This window comes from Microbacterium meiriae (assembly GCF_040702565.1).
Classification (GTDB): Bacteria; Actinomycetota; Actinomycetes; order Actinomycetales; family Microbacteriaceae; genus Microbacterium; species Microbacterium meiriae.
Genome location: NZ_JBFBLJ010000002.1, coordinates 558333 through 574442 on the forward strand (window position 1 = coordinate 558333; position 16110 = coordinate 574442).

Below are 16110 nucleotides of genomic sequence, written 5' to 3' on the forward strand. Positions count from 1 at the left end.
GTGGGGCTCCAGCGCGGGGTCCCCGCCCTCGATTCGGATTTTCGCCGAAACTCCGGTAAAGTTCTGGAGGTTGACGGGGCTATAGCTCAGGCGGTTAGAGCGCTTCACTGATAATGAAGAGGTCCCAGGTTCAAGTCCTGGTAGCCCCACCCTTTCAATTCAAGAATTCCCTCACGGGGCCTTAGCTCAGTTGGTAGAGCGCCTGCTTTGCAAGCAGGATGTCAGGAGTTCGAATCTCCTAGGCTCCACCATCCTCTCCCCCCGCCTCACCTCACCCGTCGGTTGCCGTGAGTCCGTGCGGTGCCGTGTTCAGGCGTTCGACCCCGTCCGCCGTCACGACCACGATGTCCTCGATGCGGGCGCCCCACTCTCCCGGGAAGTAGATGCCGGGCTCGATGCTGAAGGCCATGCCCTCTCGGAGCACGAGGTCGTTGCCGGGGGCGATGTAGGGCTCCTCGTGCACCGAGACGCCGATGCCGTGACCGGTGCGGTGCAGGAACGCCTCCCCGAGCCCGGCCTCCGCGAGCACCGAACGGGCGGCCGCGTCGACCTCCGCCGCCGTGGCTCCAGGGCGCACCGCATCCACCGCCGCCTGCTGCGCGCGGACGAGGGTGGCGATGCGGTCCACAGCAGCCGGATCAGGCGTTCCGACGACATAGGTCCTCGTGCTGTCCGAGTTGTAGCCGCTCGGCACGGCGCCGCCGATGTCGACGACCACCACGTCGCCCTCCTCGATGACCCGGTCGGAGACCTCGTGGTGCGGATCCGCGCCGTTGGGCCCAGAGCCGACGATGACGAACTCGACCGTCCGATGGCCTTCCTCGACGATCGCGGCGGCGATGTCGGCGGCGACCTCTCGCTCGGTGCGCCCCGCGCGCAACCAGGCGGGTACGCGGCGGTGCACGGCATCGATCGCCGCGCCGGCGCGACGCAGCTCGGCGATCTCCTCGTCATCCTTGATCATCCGGCCCTCCCGGAGGACGGGCGTGGCGAGTTCGAGCCGCGCCTGCAGCCGCTCCCCGATCGGCACGACGTGCAGCGCGGGAAGCGCATCCGAGACGCCGACGCGCGAGACCGAGCCCGTCGCCGCGGCCACGAGGGCGTACGGGTCCTCGCCGTCCACCCAGTCGGCGACGGTCAGTCCCAGCTCGCCGATGGCCGTGCTGCGCACCTTGGCGAGCTCCATGCGTGGGACGACCACCGTAACCGCGCCGCGGGGAGGAAGGACCAGCGCGGTCAGCCGCTCGATGGTGTCGCCCTCGACGCCGAGGAGGTACTGGAGGTCGGGGCCGGGGCCGACGACGATCGCGTCGAAACCGGCAGCATGCGCGAGGTCCTGCGCGCGCTCCAGGCGGCGGGCGTAGACGGCGGCGGAGAAGGGGAGGGTGCTCACAGCCACCACGCTAACGCGAGCGACACCGCTGCGTCAGGCCTTCACCGCGAATCAGCTGATCGCCTGGCGGATGCGCGCGGCGAGGAACTCGAGATCCTTCTCCGTGAGCGCGGTCACCGCGTACGCGGTCGGCCAGACGGTGCCGTCGTCGAGGTGGGAGATCGGCTCGAAGCCGAAGGTTCCGTAGCGGACCTTGAACTTGCTCGCCGGCTGGAAGAAGCACAGCACCTTGCCGTCTCGGCCCCACGCCGGCATGCCGTAGTACGTGCGGGGCACGAGCTCCGGCGCCACCTCGGACACCAGCGCGTGCAGCTTCTCGGCGAGCTGCCTGTCCTCGTCGGTGAGCTTCGCGACGGCTTCCTTGAGATCGGCCTCGCCGGCGGCGCGCAGTTCCTCGGGCGACTTCTTGGCTCGGGAGCGTCGGGTGCGCGCCTCCTTCGCGGCGGCCTGCATGGCCTCGCGCTCCTCGGGGGTGAAGTTCTTCTCGGTGTCGGCCATGATGGTCCTCTCGTGCGGCCTCGATGATGGTCCCAGCGTAGGGACGCCGACCGCTCCCGTGCTTCTCGATTCGTGATCGATCCGCCGGTCCCGTCACGCGGCGGGCGATGGCACGATACCCGGATAGGGTGTCTCCATGGACCTGCGCGTCGCCGCATACGGGGTCGTCACCGATGAGGGTGGGCGCCTCCTCCTGGCGCGATGGACCGAGGGCCGGCGGGTGGCCTGGACCCTTCCCGGCGGCGGGCTGGAGCCGGGCGAGGCGCCCGAGGATGCCGTGCGCCGGGAGATCCGCGAGGAGACGGGCTACACGGTGAGGGTCGGGTCGCTGCTCGGTATCCATTCCCGTGTCATCCCCGCCGGGCGGCGCGTGCAGAAGTCGTCGGATCCGCTGCACACCTTGCGCATCGTCTACCGGGCGGAGGTATCCGGCGGGAAGCTCCGTTGGGAGACGGAGGGCTCCACCGATCGCGCGGAATGGTTCCCGCTCCCCGCGGTCGCGGGTTTGCAGCGCGTTCGCCTGGTCGACATCGCGTTGCGGATGGCCGGCATCCTCTAGGAGTCGACCGTCAGCGTTCGTCGGGAACCGAGATGTCGGCGACGGTGGCGTCGTACGCGGCGATGAGGTCGTCGGCGTCGACGAAGAGGCTGTAGCCGTGCGTGCCTGCGCCCATCGCCACCCGCTGACCGACGATCGATGCGTCGGCGTAGACCGGCCAGTCGGTGGTGCTGCCGATCGGCACGATGGTCCCGCGCTCGTAGCCGGTCGCCGCGAGGGCCAGCTCGGGCTCCGGGAGGCGCAGCTTGTTGACGCCCACGAGGGCGCGCAGCTTGGGCCAGGAGATGGATCGTCCGCCGGGGACGAGAGCGAACAGATACGTGTCGTCCGAGCGTTTCACCACGAGGGTCTTCACGATGCCCGACGGCGGGATGCCGAGGATCTCGGCGGCCTCGACGAGTCTACGCGCCTGCGGCCGCTCGCGGATCTCGATGTCGAGTCCACGGGCGGCCGCAGCATCCCGCACCCGCGCGTGCGGGTCGGGAGTGGTCACGCGTCGGGAGCCGACAGCGGGTCGTCGGCCACCCACAGCTCATCGTCGGCCCGCAGCGCCTGCCAGGCGGCGTAGAGCACGCCGACCGCGGCTGCGGCACCCAGGACGATGGCGATGACGGATCCGAGGCCAGGACCCTTCTTCTGCGAGACGGCCTTGCGCGCCTTGTACTCGACGCCGTGACGCTTGGCGTTCGCGACGTCCCAGGCGGTCAGTGCCGTACCCACGACACCGCCGACGATTGGGACGACCTTGTCGTCCACGACGTGCTTGCCGGCCTTCACCGAACGGTCGACGACCGGGGCGACGCGGCGGTTGTAGGTGTCCTGGACGACCGGGACGATCTGCTCGCGATTGAAGTTGCCGAGCTGGCGACCTGCCTCACGAGCGACGTCGGCAGCGTGGCCGACGAGCACCTGCTGGTCTTCCCACAGCTGGTTCGCGTCCTTCTGAAGACGACGAAGCTGCTTCTTCCGCTTGCGGCTGAGGCTCACGATGCTCTCCTGTCCATTGGAGTACGGGTTCCCCATCTTGCCACGAGAGGCTGGATGCGGCGAGGGAATCGCCCGCCCCTTGCATCATCGGCGCCGGGCCTGTACGCACCCGGCCCGCTCACCGGAAGCTCTGCGAGAATGAACGCATGGTTCACGCTTCCCACGTCGCAACTCTGCACACCAACCACGGTGACATCGTCATCAACCTCTTCGGCGACCACGCCCCGAAGACGGTCAAGAACTTCGTCGGCCTCGCCGACGGGTCCCAGGAGTGGACGCACCCCGCCACCGGCAAGCCGGGCGAGGGCCCCCTCTACAAGGACGTCGTCTTCCACCGCATCATCCCGAACTTCATGATCCAGGGCGGCGACCCGCTCGGTCAGGGCGTCGGCGGTCCGGGGTACAACTTCGACGACGAGATCAACAACGAGCTCAACTTCAACGAGCCCTACATCCTCGCGATGGCCAACGCGGGTCTTCGCCGCAACGCCATCACCGGCAAGGTCGAGGGCACGAACGGCTCGCAGTTCTTCATCACGACCGACCCGACGCCGTGGCTGCAGGGCAAGCACACGATCTTCGGCGAGGTCGCCGACGACGCCTCGCGCAAGGTCGTCGACGCGATCTCCGCCGTTCCGACCGCGGCGGGCGATCGCCCGATCGAGCCGGTCGTGCTGCAGTCGATCGACATCGTCGCCGCCTGACGACAGCGACGGCCGATCCGGATGACGACGCCCGAGTTCACGAACAACCGTGAGAACTTCTGCTACCGGCATCCGGATCGGCAGAGCTTCGTGCTCTGCCAGCGGTGCCTTCGGACGATCTGCCCGGAGTGCCAGACGCCTGCCCCGGTCGGCGTCATCTGCCCGGAGTGCATGAACGCGGAGCGCAAGAACCGCACCCCTGCGCAGAAGAAGGCCGCGCGTCGGTGGCGTGGCGGTGGGGCCGCCACCATGGGTGCCGTGCGCAGCGGCAAGCCCGTGGTCACCTACGCGCTGCTCGCGGTGACGTCGTTCATCGGCCTCGTGCAGCTCATCCCCGGGCTCAACGCCCCGATCATCCAGGCCCTCGGCTTCTACGCGCCGTTCCTGTACCCGAACCTCTCCCTCCTGCCGTTCGAGCCGTGGCGGTTGCTGACGGTGCTTTTCGTGCACGGCAGCTTCGTGCATCTCGCCCTGAACATGCTCGCCCTGTGGATGCTCGGACAGAATCTCGAACCGATGCTCGGTCGCGTCCGCTACCTCGCGCTGTATCTCATCAGCGGTCTCGGCGGTTCGGTCATGGTGGCCGTTCTCGCGCCGGAGACGTGGACGGTCGGCGCCTCGGGGGCGATCTTCGGACTCCTGGCGTCGCTCCTGATCATCGGACGGCACATCGGGGCGAACGTCACCGGCATCCTCGTCATCCTCGGCATCAACTTCGCCTTCGGATTCTTCGCGGGCGGCATCTCCTGGCAGGCGCACCTCGGCGGCGCGATCACGGGCGCTCTCGTGGCGCTGATCTACGTCCGCACGAAGCGCCGCGACCAGCGGACCTGGCAGTTCGTGTCGCTCGCAGCCCTCGTGGTGCTGTTGATCGTCGTGGTCGCCGTGGTACCGCCGCTGATCCTTTTGGCCTGATCCCGAGTTGTTAACAGGGTTGTTAACCCCTGTGAATAACATCGGTGTAATTCTCCCCAGTGTGGGGATAACCTGTGGATAACTTCCGCTTCGTTCCACAGACGAAAACCCCCCGCCGAAGAGGCGAGGGGTTTTCTGTCGTCTGCGCGGTCAGCGCCAGCGTGTCGTCATGAGGAATCCGATGAGGGCGATGCCCAGGCCGATGGCCAGATTCCAGTTGTCGAGCCCGGGGATGGGGAACTGCATGCCCGAGATGTAGAAGACGAGGATCCACGCGAGGCCGAGGAGCATGAAGCCGATCATCACCGGCTTGAACCAGACGGCGTTGGGAGCGGCGTCGCCTTCGGCGCGCTCGACGGCGGGTTCTTCGGTCTTGCGGTCACGTGCCATGCCGTCATTGTACCCGGGAGACCTCGGCGCCGACGAGCCGTCAGGGCGCGGATCGGCGATGCCCCAGCTCCTGCTGCACAGGTCGGACGGATATGATCACGCCCATGACTGCATCTGTCGCGCCTGGGGGGCGGCGCGAACGGCGGCAGCGACCACGGTCGCGAGCCACGTTCGCGAGCGTGCTCGGCGAACTGCACCTGACCGCGGGCGTCGTCGTCCTCCTCTTCGTCGCCTGGCAGATGTGGATCGGCGACATCATCATCGCGGCCCAGAAGAACGAGGAAGGTGCCGCGATCTCGCAGCAGCTCGCCGCGGGGGAGGCACCGGAACTGCCGCCGCTGGTCGAGACGGACGACGGCGAGACCGTGTACGAGGCGCCCGTCCCCACGGCGCCGGCCGACGGGGAGTGGTTCGGTCAGATGCACATCCCCCGATTCGGGGCCGACTACAACTTCGGCATCTACGGGGGCACGAGTCGCGCGCGCACCCTCGACCAGAAGGGCATCGGCGTCTACACGCAGTCGAAGATGCCCGGAGAGGTGGGGAACTTCTCGCTCGCCGGCCACCGGACGACCTGGGGGAAGCCGTTCAACCAGCTCGACAAGCTGCACGTGGGCGACGCGATCGTGGTGGAGACGCCCGACGGCTGGTACACCTACCGGTTCCGCACCCTGGAGTATGTGAAGCCGACGCAGACCGACGTGCTCGCCGACGTGCCGCAGATGCCGGAGCAGCAGACCGGCGAGCAGTACATCACACTGACGGCGTGCTCGCCGCTGTACTCGCTCGCCGAGCGCATCGTCGCCTACGGGGTGTTCGAGAGCTTCCAGCCTCGGGCCGAGGGGCCTCCGTCCGCCCTCACCGACCCACCGCCCCCGCCGGCCGCGCCGTCCGTCTGACCCGCCACCAGGAGAGAGAAGACCCATGTACGCCGCACTCTGGCGCCTGCTGCCCGGCCCGTGGTGGCTGCGCGTCCTCATCCTGCTCGTGGTGATCGCCGCGGTGCTCTACGCGTTGTTCTGGTACGTGTTCCCGTGGGTCAGCCCGCTCATCGCGCCGGGCGAAGTCGACGTCGAATGACCAGGGTGCTCGTGGTCGACAACCACGACAGCTTCGTGCACACCCTCGTGGGCTACCTCCGGGAACTCGGCGCCGACACCACGCTGGTGGAGTCGGACGCGACCGACCCGGCCGGGATCGACGCGCTTCTCGGCGCGCATGACGCCCTCCTGCTCTCTCCTGGGCCGGGGGCGCCCGCCGATGCCGGCGTCTCGGTCGACGCGGCACGCATCGCGATGCGGCGGGGAGTGCCCACCCTCGGAGTATGTCTCGGGCACCAGGTCATCGGGGCCGCATTCGGCTCGGCCGTCGGTTCCGCCCCCGAGGTGATGCACGGCATGGTCTCGGCCGTCCGGCATGACGGCTCCGAGCTGTTCGCGGGTCTGCCCTCACCCTTCGACGTCGGGCGCTACCACTCGCTCGCTCTCGCGGCGGGTGACCTTCCCGCCGACCTCATCGTGACCGCGACCGCCCCCGACGGCACCGTCATGGCGCTCGCGCACCGGACACTGCCGGTGCACGGGGTGCAGTTCCACCCGGAGAGCGTCCTCACCCCAGGGGGCTACCGGCTCCTCGCCAACTGGCTCCGGCTGTGCGGCGACGAGGAGGCCGTCACCCGCTCCGTCCGCCTCGACCCGCTCGCACGCTGAACCGCCGCGGAGTGTCGCGTCAGGATCCGGTGCAGTAGCGGAGTTCGACCGACGACCCGACGGGGACGTCGCCCGGCGCGACGGACATCGAGTGCACGGTCTCCGGATCCGTCGCCGGGCACTCCGGCGCCTCGGTCGGCACCGGGGTGAGCCCCAGGTCCTCGAGCGCCTGCGTGGCCGAGTCCAGGGACCAGCCGACGACGTTGTTCAGAGTGACCTTCCCGCTGGCCACCTCGAGGTTCACGACGGTGCCGGGAGCGACCTCGGCATCCGCCTCCTCGCTCGCCGTCATGACGGTGTTGGCGGCGAGGCCCTTGTCGTTGCGCTGCGTCACGGTGCCGAGTTCGAGGCCGGCGGCCTTCAACGCCTTCGTCGCGGCATCGAGGGACATCCCCTCGAGCTTCGGCACGACCACTGTCTCTTCGCCGGAGGACACGTAGAGGGTGACGGTCGAACCCTGCTCCACGGAGACGCCGCCCTCGGGGTCGGTGCGGATCACGTTGCCCTCGGCGATCGACGGGCTCGACTCGATGACGATCTTGGAGGAGAGATCCAGCTCAGCGAGATCGTCCTGTGCGCGCTCGGAGGCGACGTTCGTCAGGTCGGGGACGACTCGCGAGGTGCTGGGCACGTCGGCGGGACGCATGCTGATGGTCCAGACCCAGAACAGCACCGAGGCCAGGAGCACCGCCAGCAGGGCGACTCCCGCCCAGATCCAGGCGACGGGCGGTCCCGACTGCGTGCGTGCCATCGTGGTGTCGGTGCTGAGCTGACGCAGCGACCGCGCCGTCTCCTGCGCCTGGCGGGGGCTCGGGCCGTAGAGCTCGCTGGTCAGCGCGCCGATCTGCTTGCGGGTGGGTGCGGCGCCCGTCACCGCGGCATCCAGAGCGGCGCGGAAGTGCGCGGCATCCGGATACCGCTGGTACGGGTCCTTGGCGAGGGCACGCAGCACGATCGGGTCGAGGGCGGCGGGCGACTCCTCGTTGACCTCGGAGGGCGGGACCGGCGTCTCGCTGACGTGCTGGTAGGCCACGGCGACCGGCGACTCGCCACGGAACGGCTGTCGTCCCGTCAGCAGTTCGTAGAGCACGACCCCTGTGGAGTAGAGGTCGGCACGGGCGTCGACCGGTTCGCCCTTGGCCTGCTCGGGGGAGAAGTACGCGGCGGTGCCGATGATCTGAGTGGTCTCGGCCACCGTCGAGGACGAGTCGGACACCGCGCGCGCGATGCCGAAGTCCATGACCTTCACCTGGCCCTTGTCGGTGACCATGACGTTGCCGGGCTTGATGTCGCGGTGCACGACGCCCGCGCGATGCGAGTAGTCCAGCGCTTCGAGGATGCCGTCGACGTAGCGCACCGCGTCCTCGACGGGAACCGGACCGTCGGCGATGATCTTCTTGAGCAGGGTGCCCTTGACCAGCTCCATCACGATGTACGGCGGCTCGTCCGAGGAACTGTCGACCGTCGACGGATCACCGGCGTCGTACACACGGACGATCGACGGGTGCGACATGCGCGACGCCGACTGCGCCTCCAGGCGGAACCGCGTGCGGAAACTGGTGTCGCGGGCGAGATCGGGATCGAGGATCTTGATCGCGATCTCGCGGCCGAGGGTCAGGTCGTACCCGCGGTACACCTTCGCCATCCCGCCGTGTCCGATGAGCTCGTCGACGCGGTACCGGCCCGCGATGACTTGTGGCTCTGTGGACACGGATGACCCCCCTGGAAACGACTGCGGCTGGACTGGATACTCAGGCTACCCTTGGGCGCCGTCGCCGCCGTCACCCTCGCCGTCCTCCGGTGCCACGATCGTGACGGAGAGCGGGGGAGAGGCGTTCGACGTGCGCTGGTCGCCACCGGAGCACAGGCCCTGATACGTCGCGATGAGCTGCTGTCCCACGGCGTCGCCGACGGTCACCTGAGCGTTGCGCTGCGTCGGCTGGAAGTTCGGGCCGCCGGAGGCGAAGGTGCCGTTCTGCAGCGAGACGACGTAGCCGGACAGCGTCGTGCCGCTGGGGCAGGTGAAACCGGTGCCCCAGGAGATCGTCACGGTGCTGCCCGCGACCGGGTCGCCGGTGATCGTCGGCTGGTCGGTCGGCGTCGGCAGCGGCGTGCGGCCGGCGTAGACCGTGAGCGCGATCGGGGTCGTCGTGGCGACGTTCCCCTCCGGCTGCACCCGGTAGACCTTGCCGACGTCGCCGTCGCTCGGGGCGGGGTCGCCCTCGCCGCAGGCGATGTCGGAGAACCCGGCCTCCTTGAGCGTCGCGGTCGCGGTGCCGCAGTCCATGCCGTTGAGACCGAGTGCGGTCACGTCGACCCGGGTCTCGTCGGGCGTGGGCTCCTGCGAGGGCGTCTGCGTCTGTGTCTGCGTGGGGGTGCGGCTCGCGGACCCGGTGGGGTCGGGGTCGGCATCCTTGCCCTGGTTGCCGAACAGCGCCCACAGCGTGCCGGCGACGACGATGAGCAGCAGGACCAGCAGCGCGATGAGCGGCCAGGTCCAGGCGCTCTTCTTCTTCTTTTTCTTCTCCTGCTCCTCCGCGGCGGCCTCGTCGGTGGGAAGCTGCGCGGTGGTGGGGAGGATGCGTGTCGTGCCGTCGTCACCGGTCGCGGTGAGCATGCGCGTGGCGTCGTCGTCGCCGGCGATGCCGCCCGTCGCGATGGCGGGCACGGCGATGGCCGCGGAGTTCAGGTCTCCGCGACGCAGGGCCTGGGCCGCACGAGCGACCGTGGCCGAGGAGGAGGGGCGATCCGCCGGCTTCTTGGCGATCATCGCCATGACCAGGTTCTGCACGGGGATCGGGACCGTCGGCGGCAGCGGCGGCGGCTGCTCGTTGATCTGCGCCATGGCGATCGCGACCTGCGACTCGCCCGTGAAGGGGCGCTTGCCGGCGAGGCACTCGTACGCGACGATGCCGAGCGAGTACGTGTCGGTCGCGGGGGAGGCAGGGTGACCCGACGCCTGCTCCGGCGACAGGTACTGCACCGTGCCCATGACCTGACCGGTCGCGGTGAGCGGTACCTGATCGGCGATCCGGGCGATGCCGAAGTCGGTGATCTTCACACGGCCGTCGGGCGTGATGAGGAGGTTCCCGGGCTTGATGTCGCGGTGCACGAGACCCGCGGCGTGCGCGGCCTGGAGGGCCGAAGCGGTCTGCGCGACGATGTCGAGCGTCTTGTCGGCACTCAGTGCGCCGTCCCGCTCCAGGATCGTCGACAGGGCCTCACCCGGCACGAGCTCCATGACGAGGTAGGCGCTGCCGTTCTCCTCGCCGTAATCGAACACGCTGGCGATGCCCTCGTGGTTGACGAGCGCAGCATGACGCGCTTCCGCGCGGAACCGCTCGAGGAACCCGGGGTCCCCCATGTACTCGTCCTTGAGGATCTTGATGGCGACGGTGCGTCCGATGACGTGATCCGTCGCCTCCCACACCTCGCCCATGCCGCCGATCGCAATCCGCGACTGCAGCTCGTAGCGACCACCGAACGACACACCCTGCGTCGGCCTCATCTGCCCAGCACCGCCTCTATGACCTTCTTCGCAATCGGAGCGGCGATGGTGTCCCCGCTTCCTGATTGACCCTGTCCGCCGCCGTTCTCGACGACGACCGCTACCGCGACCGCGGGGTCGTCCGCGGGGGCGAACCCCGTGAACCACAGCGTGTGCGGCCTGTTTCCGTTCTCCGCCGTTCCGGTCTTACCGGCCACGTCGACCCCGTCTATTCTTGCACCCTGCGCCGCGCCGTTTGAGACGCTCGCGACCATGGCGGAGGTCACCTCGTCGGCGACGTCCGGCTCCATCGCGCGACCGAACTCGGTGCTGTCGAACGACCGGATCACCGAGAGGTCGTTGCCGATCACGGCGTCGACCATCTGCGGGTTCATGACGACGCCGTCGTTGGCGATGCCCGCGGAGACCATGGCGATCTGCAATGGCGTCGCGGTCACCTGCCCCTGCCCGAATCCGGTGAGGGCGGTCTGCGCGTCGTCGAGCCCCTGGGGGTAGCTCGAGGGCGTCGAGGTGAGCGGGATGTCGAAGCTGCGGTTGAACCCGAACTTCTCCGCCATCTCCCGGATCGTGTCATCGCCGAGCTCGACCGCGAGCTCGGCCATGGGGATGTTGCAGCTGAGACGGATCGCCTCGGCGATCGTGACCGTCGCGCCGGAGCCGCAGGTGCCGCCCCACGCGTTGGAGACGCGACTGCTCGAGCCCGGCAGCGTGTACGAGGCGGGGTTGGGGAGGGTCGACTCCGGCGTCCACTCTCCGCTGGCGTAGGCGGCCGCCGCCACGACGATCTTGAAGGTCGACCCCGGGGGATTGAGGTCGCCGGCGATCGCCCGGTTCGACAGTGGTTTGCCGGGGTCGGCCACGAGCTGGTCGTAGGTCGCGTTGGCGGCGTTCGCGTCGTGGGTCGCCATGCTGTTCGTGTCGAAGCCGGGGGTGGACGCCAGCGCGAGGATGCGTCCGGTCTTCGGGTCCATCGCCACGACGGCGCCCTGCAGGCCGTCCAGTGCCTCGGTGGCGGCGCGCTGCGCAGCCGTGTTCAACGACAGCTCGACGCTGAACCCGCGCTGGGGCTGACCGGAGAGGATCCGCTCGATCTCCGCGAAGAACGCGTTCGAGCCCGTGCCCGAGAGATCGGCGTTCATCGCCTCCTCGATGCCGGTGCTGGAGCCGAGCGCGGGGTTGAAGTAGCCGGTGACGGGCTCCCACATCTCGGCGTCGGTGTAGACGCGCTGGAACCGGTACGTGTCGTCGCTGGGGACCGAGTTGGCGATCGCGGTGCCGTCGACGATGATCGCGCCGCGCTGGATCTCGTAGCTGTCCAGCCGGGTGCGCTTGTTGTGCGGGTTCTGCGACAGCCCGTCGGTCTCGACGACCTGGATCCAGCTCGTCGCGGCGAACAGCGCGATGAACATGAACAGCATGACGATGCTGAGTCTGCGGAGTTCTCGTGTCATGTCAGCCGATCACCACCCGGGGCTGACGGCGGACGCCGTCGGAGATGCGGAGGAGGAGTGCCACGATGAGCCAGTTCGCGACGAGCGACGAGCCACCGGCGGCGAGGAACGGGGTGGTCAGACCGGTCAGCGGGATGACCCGGGTGACACCGCCGACCATGATGAACACCTGCAGCGCGATGGTGAACGACAGGCCCGTGGCGAGCAGCTTGCCGAAATCGTCCTGACCGGCGAGACCGATGCGGACGCCGCGGCTGACGAACACCATGTAGAGGCAGAGGATCGCGAAGAGCCCGATGAGGCCGAGCTCCTCGCCCAGGCTCGTGATGATGTAGTCGCTGTGCGCGAGCGGCGTGATCTCCGGGCGGCCCTGCCCCCAGCCGGTGCCGATGAGGCCGCCGCGGGCGAGCCCGAACAAGCCCTGCATGGGCTGGTATCCGGCGCCGTCGGGGTCGACCTTCGAGGAGTCGAACAGGAAGAGCCAGTTGACGAAGCGGCCCTGCACGTAGCTGAGGATCTGGGAGGCGACGGCGACGCCGGCGACCACGAGGCCGAGACCGATGAGCACCCAGCTCGTCTTGCCTGTCGCGACGTAGAGCATGGCAACGAACATGCCGAAGATGAGCGTTCCGGTACCGAGGTCGCGCTGGACGACGATGATGCCGAGCGAGACGAGCCAGACGACCAGCACCGGACCGAGCTCGCGCATCCGCGGCCAGGTGATCCCGAGCACCCGCTTGCCCACCGACGTCAGGCTCTCCCGCGTGCGCACGAGGTAGCCGGCGAAGAAGATCGCGAGACAGATCTTGGCGAGCTCTCCGGGCTGGAAGGCGAACATGCCGCCGAGCGAGACCCACACCTGTGCGTTGGCGTCGGGGATCCGCAGACCGGGCACGAACGGCAGGAGCAGGAGGAGGATTCCGGCGAGTCCGAAGATGTAGGTGTACCGGAACAGGATCCGGTAGTTGCGCAGCAGGATGACCACCGTGATCGCCCCGGCCAGCGAGATGGCGGTCCAGGCGAGCTGTTTGGTGGAGTACGCGTTCCACCCGGTGTTCGCGAAGGCGATGTCGATCCGATAGATCATCGCGACGCCGAGTCCGGTGAGCAGCGTCGCGATCGGGACGACGAAGGGGTCGGCGTCGGCGGCGACGAAGCGGAGCACGATGTGCAGCGCGAACGCCAGAGCTGCCAGGCCGCCGCCGATCGCCAGGATCATCGGGTCGATGGTGCCGAGGGCGCCGAGCTGGACGAGGGTGAGGGCGGCGCCGCTGATCGCACAGGCGAAGAGAAGCAGCCAGAACTCGCGGTTGCGCTGCGTCTGCGGCATGCGCAGGCGGCGCAGGGCCTTGATGACCGTGGTGTCGGCCTGGACGTCGGTGCTCACCCGGCACCTCCCGACGGTGTGGCGCTCGGGGAGGGGAGCGGTGTGGGCAGCGGGGTCTGCTCGATGATGTTCGCCTCGGCGCCCGTGCGGAGACGGTCGACGATGGCCATCGCGTCGGAGAGCGAGCGTGCGCTGATCGTGCGCTCGACCGAGGCCCGCTGATACGGGGGCAGGTCGGCGAGGAGGATCTCGGTGTCCTCCACCGGCGTCGACAGCGTGATCGGACCGATGTTCTGCTGCACACCTTGGAAGATCACGACACTGTCCTCATCGGCGCCGATGAAGTAGCGCGTCTGCGTCCAGCTGTAGGCGGCGAACGCGGCGAAGCCCAGCATCGCGAGGACGACGAGGGTGCCGGCGATCCAGCCCAGCCGGCGGCGCTTGGCGCGACGGCGGTCCTCCTCGATCAGCTCCTCGAGGTACTCGGGTGCCGGCTCGAAGTGGCTCGGTTCATTCGCGGCCTGCCGCACCGGGTGCAGCCAGTTGCTCCGCGGGGCCCGCACCGGCGGCACGTAGACACCCGACGGGTTCGATGCCGCTCCGACGATCGTGGCGGTGCCGGAGTGGACGGGGTGCTGACCGCCGACGTCGACGATCACGATCGTGACATTGTCCGGGGCGCCGCCGTCGAGGGCCTGCTTGAGGAGGTTGTCCGCCGTGCGGCCGGGGGCGAGCCCGAGCTGCATGGCCTTGAGGATGCGGGCCTCGTCCACGACACCGGAGAGGCCGTCGGAGCACAGCAGCCAGCGGTCGCCGGGCTGCGCGTGCATGACGAACATGTCCAGCTCGGGGTCGGCGTCCATGTCGCTGAGCACGCGCATGAGCACGGAGCGCCGCGGGTGGTACCTGGCCTCTTCCGGCGTGATGCGGCCGGAGTCGACCAGGCGCTGCACGAAGGTGTGGTCGGCCGTGATCTGCGTCAGCGCGTCGTCGCGGTAGAGGTAGATGCGGGAGTCGCCGATGTGACCAATGACGGCATACTCGTCCACCATGATGATGGCGCTGAGCGTGGTGCCGAGCCCGGCGAGCTCCGGACGATCCTTGGCGGCGCGGATGAGGTCGCCCGCGGCGGTCGTGGCGGCGGCCTGGAGGGCGGCCTGCGCATCCTCCGTGGAGGAGTACGGCTGGTCCAGCGGCTCCATGCGCTGGATCGCGATGCTGGAGGCGACGTCGCCGCCCGCGTGCCCGCCCATGCCGTCGGCGACGACGAACAGGTTCGCCCCGGAGTACCCGGAGTCCTGGTTGTTGGAGCGGACCTTCCCGGTGTGGGAGATCGCGGCGCTCGAGCCTTCGAAGACCATGCCGGCGTCAGGCCCTCAACTCGAACGTCGTCGCGCCGACCTTGACCGGGGTGCCGAGGCTCAGGGAGACCGGGCCGCCCGTCACCCGCTGGCCGGCCACGAACGTGCCGTTCGTCGAGTCGAGGTCCTGGATCGCCCAGGTGTCACCGCGGAGTATGAGTCGGGCGTGATGGCTGGACGTGTAGTCGTCGCGGATCACGAGGGCGGATTCGCTGGAGCGGCCGATCGTCATCGCGTCGGAGCCGAGGGGGAGCTCGAGACCGGCCTTCGGCCCGGACGTGATCACGAGGCGCTTCGCCGTCGCCACGGTCGCGGGGCCGGTCGAGGGTCGCGCCGACGAGGGACGGGGCGGAGCGGTCGGTGCCGGAGCGGCAGCAGCGGGTGCTCCCGCGGTGGCCTCGGCGGGGAGCTTGCGAGCACGCACTCCGAACAGGTCGGCGCGCAGGGAGTAGACGACCCCGAACACGAAGAACCACATCAGCACGAGGAAGCCGATGCGGAGCAGGAGCAGGACCAGTTCGCTCATCCGAGGGCTCCGAACACGCGGGTCGCGTCATCGTCGGGGCGAGACGACCGCGACGGGGTGGCGACGGGGACGATGCGGAACACGAGGTCGGTGCGACCGATCGTGATCGTGGTGTCGGAGGGGAGGGCGGCTTCGCGGAGCTTCTGCCCGTCGACCTTCGTGCCGTTGGTGGATCCCATGTCGCGGAGCATGGCGCGCTCGCCGTCCCAGAGGATCTCGGCGTGCCGACGGCTCGATCCCGCATCGGCGATGGTGATGTCGGCGTCGGAGCCGCGGCCGATCACGGTGCGGGCACGGGTGAGGGTGTGCCGGCGTCCGTCGACGTCGACCACGGCCTGCCAGCTCACGCGTCCTTCGACGGTGCCCGAGGTGACGCGCACGGTGCCGGTGGCGACCTTGTCGTCCGCCTCGAGTGTGAGGGACAGTGGGCCGGCGAAGCTGTAGCCCTGCGACTTCGCGTGCTTCGTGAGGAGGGCGTGCAGCTCGTCCGTCAGCGCGCCGCCGAGCCCGCGCATGCGCTCCGCGTCGTCGGGGCTCAGACGCACGACGTAGTTGTTGGGCGCGATGATGCGGTCACGGCTCACCACGGCCGCAGTGGTATCCGCCTCGCGTCGCAGCGCCGAAGCGATCTCCACGGGCTGGATGCCGCTGCGGAAGGTCTTCGCGAACGCGCTGTTCACTGCGCGCTCGAGACCCTTCTCAAAGCTGTCAAGTAGTCCCACTGGGCTCCTCTGGCATGCCGACCGGTAGGGACATCGTAGCCAGGTGACCTGGGGGAACGC

The 16110-nt window shown here is 69.0% G+C and carries 18 protein-coding genes and 2 tRNA genes; 8 read left to right on the forward strand and 12 right to left on the reverse strand.

Going from position 1 to position 16110, the window contains the following annotated elements; all coding sequences use genetic code 11:
- Positions 1 to 75 precede the first annotated feature (75 nt).
- Positions 76 to 149, forward strand: a tRNA-Ile gene (locus AB0310_RS10110).
- Positions 150 to 175: 26 nt separating this feature from the next.
- Positions 176 to 251: transfer RNA gene (locus AB0310_RS10115), tRNA-Ala, on the forward strand.
- Between the two features lie 20 nt (positions 252 to 271).
- Here AB0310_RS10115 and AB0310_RS10120 read toward each other — a convergent pair.
- Positions 272 to 1393 (reverse strand): M24 family metallopeptidase, encoded by a 1122-nt coding sequence (locus AB0310_RS10120; RefSeq protein ID WP_268777832.1) that lies wholly within the window; start codon positions 1391 to 1393, stop codon positions 272 to 274.
- A 51-nt stretch (positions 1394 to 1444) separates the two neighbouring features.
- Positions 1445 to 1891 carry a hypothetical protein gene (locus tag AB0310_RS10125; protein ID WP_268777831.1) on the reverse strand — a complete coding sequence of 149 codons (447 nt, stop codon included), beginning with the start codon at positions 1889 to 1891 and terminating at the stop codon, positions 1445 to 1447.
- Positions 1892 to 2027: 136 nt separating this feature from the next.
- Here AB0310_RS10125 and AB0310_RS10130 point away from each other — a divergent pair, with 136 nt between their 5' ends.
- Positions 2028 to 2450, forward strand: a complete 423-nt coding sequence (locus AB0310_RS10130; protein WP_187662798.1) for an NUDIX hydrolase — start codon at positions 2028 to 2030, stop codon at positions 2448 to 2450.
- A gap of 10 nt (positions 2451 to 2460) precedes the next feature.
- Here the strand turns inward: AB0310_RS10130 and AB0310_RS10135 are convergent, their stop codons facing one another.
- Both AB0310_RS10135 and AB0310_RS10140 read right to left on the reverse strand, forming a co-directional pair.
- The gene (locus AB0310_RS10135) at positions 2461 to 2943 is read right to left on the reverse strand and encodes an aminoacyl-tRNA deacylase (protein ID WP_366237158.1); all 483 of its coding nucleotides are present in this window, start codon (positions 2941 to 2943) and stop codon (positions 2461 to 2463) included.
- Positions 2940 to 3437 (reverse strand): hypothetical protein, encoded by a 498-nt coding sequence (locus tag AB0310_RS10140; protein WP_025102885.1) that lies wholly within the window; start codon positions 3435 to 3437, stop codon positions 2940 to 2942. Before AB0310_RS10140 ends, AB0310_RS10135 begins: the two co-directional genes overlap by 4 nt.
- A gap of 146 nt (positions 3438 to 3583) precedes the next feature.
- Between AB0310_RS10140 and AB0310_RS10145 the strand changes: the two genes are divergently transcribed.
- Complete coding sequence (locus AB0310_RS10145; RefSeq protein WP_187662799.1) at positions 3584 to 4141, forward strand: peptidylprolyl isomerase; 558 nt, start codon at positions 3584 to 3586, stop codon at positions 4139 to 4141.
- A 21-nt stretch (positions 4142 to 4162) separates the two neighbouring features.
- A complete protein-coding gene (locus AB0310_RS10150; protein ID WP_366237159.1) occupies positions 4163 to 5056 on the forward strand; it encodes a rhomboid family intramembrane serine protease in 894 nt (297 codons plus the stop codon).
- A gap of 150 nt (positions 5057 to 5206) precedes the next feature.
- Here AB0310_RS10150 and AB0310_RS10155 read toward each other — a convergent pair whose 3' ends face one another.
- Complete coding sequence (locus AB0310_RS10155; RefSeq protein WP_025102888.1) at positions 5207 to 5446, reverse strand: cell division protein CrgA; 240 nt, start codon at positions 5444 to 5446, stop codon at positions 5207 to 5209.
- Between the two features lie 104 nt (positions 5447 to 5550).
- Here AB0310_RS10155 and AB0310_RS10160 point away from each other — a divergent pair, with 104 nt between their 5' ends.
- The 3 genes from AB0310_RS10160 to AB0310_RS10170 are packed head-to-tail and all read left to right on the forward strand — an operon-like array spanning position 5551 to position 7155.
- The gene (locus AB0310_RS10160) at positions 5551 to 6345 is read left to right on the forward strand and encodes a class E sortase (RefSeq protein WP_366237160.1); all 795 of its coding nucleotides are present in this window, start codon (positions 5551 to 5553) and stop codon (positions 6343 to 6345) included.
- A 25-nt stretch (positions 6346 to 6370) separates the two neighbouring features.
- Complete coding sequence (locus AB0310_RS10165) at positions 6371 to 6526, forward strand: DUF4175 domain-containing protein (RefSeq protein ID WP_136051341.1); 156 nt, start codon at positions 6371 to 6373, stop codon at positions 6524 to 6526.
- Positions 6523 to 7155: an anthranilate synthase component II gene (locus AB0310_RS10170; RefSeq protein WP_366237161.1), complete on the forward strand. Its 633-nt coding sequence runs from the start codon at positions 6523 to 6525 to the stop codon at positions 7153 to 7155. The genes AB0310_RS10165 and AB0310_RS10170 overlap by 4 nt, the downstream gene beginning before the upstream one ends.
- 19 nt (positions 7156 to 7174) lie before the next feature.
- Here the strand turns inward: AB0310_RS10170 and pknB are convergent, their stop codons facing one another.
- From pknB to AB0310_RS10205, 7 genes are read right to left on the reverse strand one after another with little or no spacing between them, the layout of a single operon-like run.
- The gene (pknB, locus tag AB0310_RS10175) at positions 7175 to 8866 is read right to left on the reverse strand and encodes a Stk1 family PASTA domain-containing Ser/Thr kinase (RefSeq protein ID WP_187662803.1); all 1692 of its coding nucleotides are present in this window, start codon (positions 8864 to 8866) and stop codon (positions 7175 to 7177) included.
- Between the two features lie 45 nt (positions 8867 to 8911).
- Positions 8912 to 10663 carry a serine/threonine-protein kinase gene (locus AB0310_RS10180; RefSeq protein WP_232089135.1) on the reverse strand — a complete coding sequence of 584 codons (1752 nt, stop codon included), beginning with the start codon at positions 10661 to 10663 and terminating at the stop codon, positions 8912 to 8914.
- Positions 10660 to 12114 carry a peptidoglycan D,D-transpeptidase FtsI family protein gene (locus AB0310_RS10185; RefSeq protein ID WP_366237162.1) on the reverse strand — a complete coding sequence of 485 codons (1455 nt, stop codon included), beginning with the start codon at positions 12112 to 12114 and terminating at the stop codon, positions 10660 to 10662. The genes AB0310_RS10180 and AB0310_RS10185 overlap by 4 nt, the downstream gene beginning before the upstream one ends.
- 1 nt (position 12115) lies before the next feature.
- Entirely contained in the window at positions 12116 to 13501 is a 1386-nt protein-coding gene (locus AB0310_RS10190) for an FtsW/RodA/SpoVE family cell cycle protein (protein WP_187662805.1), read from the reverse strand.
- A complete protein-coding gene (locus tag AB0310_RS10195) occupies positions 13498 to 14802 on the reverse strand; it encodes a PP2C family protein-serine/threonine phosphatase (protein WP_060922719.1) in 1305 nt (434 codons plus the stop codon). Before AB0310_RS10195 ends, AB0310_RS10190 begins: the two co-directional genes overlap by 4 nt.
- Before the next feature lie 7 nt (positions 14803 to 14809).
- Entirely contained in the window at positions 14810 to 15328 is a 519-nt protein-coding gene (locus AB0310_RS10200) for an FHA domain-containing protein FhaB/FipA (RefSeq protein ID WP_187662806.1), read from the reverse strand.
- Entirely contained in the window at positions 15325 to 16050 is a 726-nt protein-coding gene (locus AB0310_RS10205; protein WP_025102897.1) for an FHA domain-containing protein, read from the reverse strand. Before AB0310_RS10205 ends, AB0310_RS10200 begins: the two co-directional genes overlap by 4 nt.
- Positions 16051 to 16110: the final 60 nt, after the last annotated feature.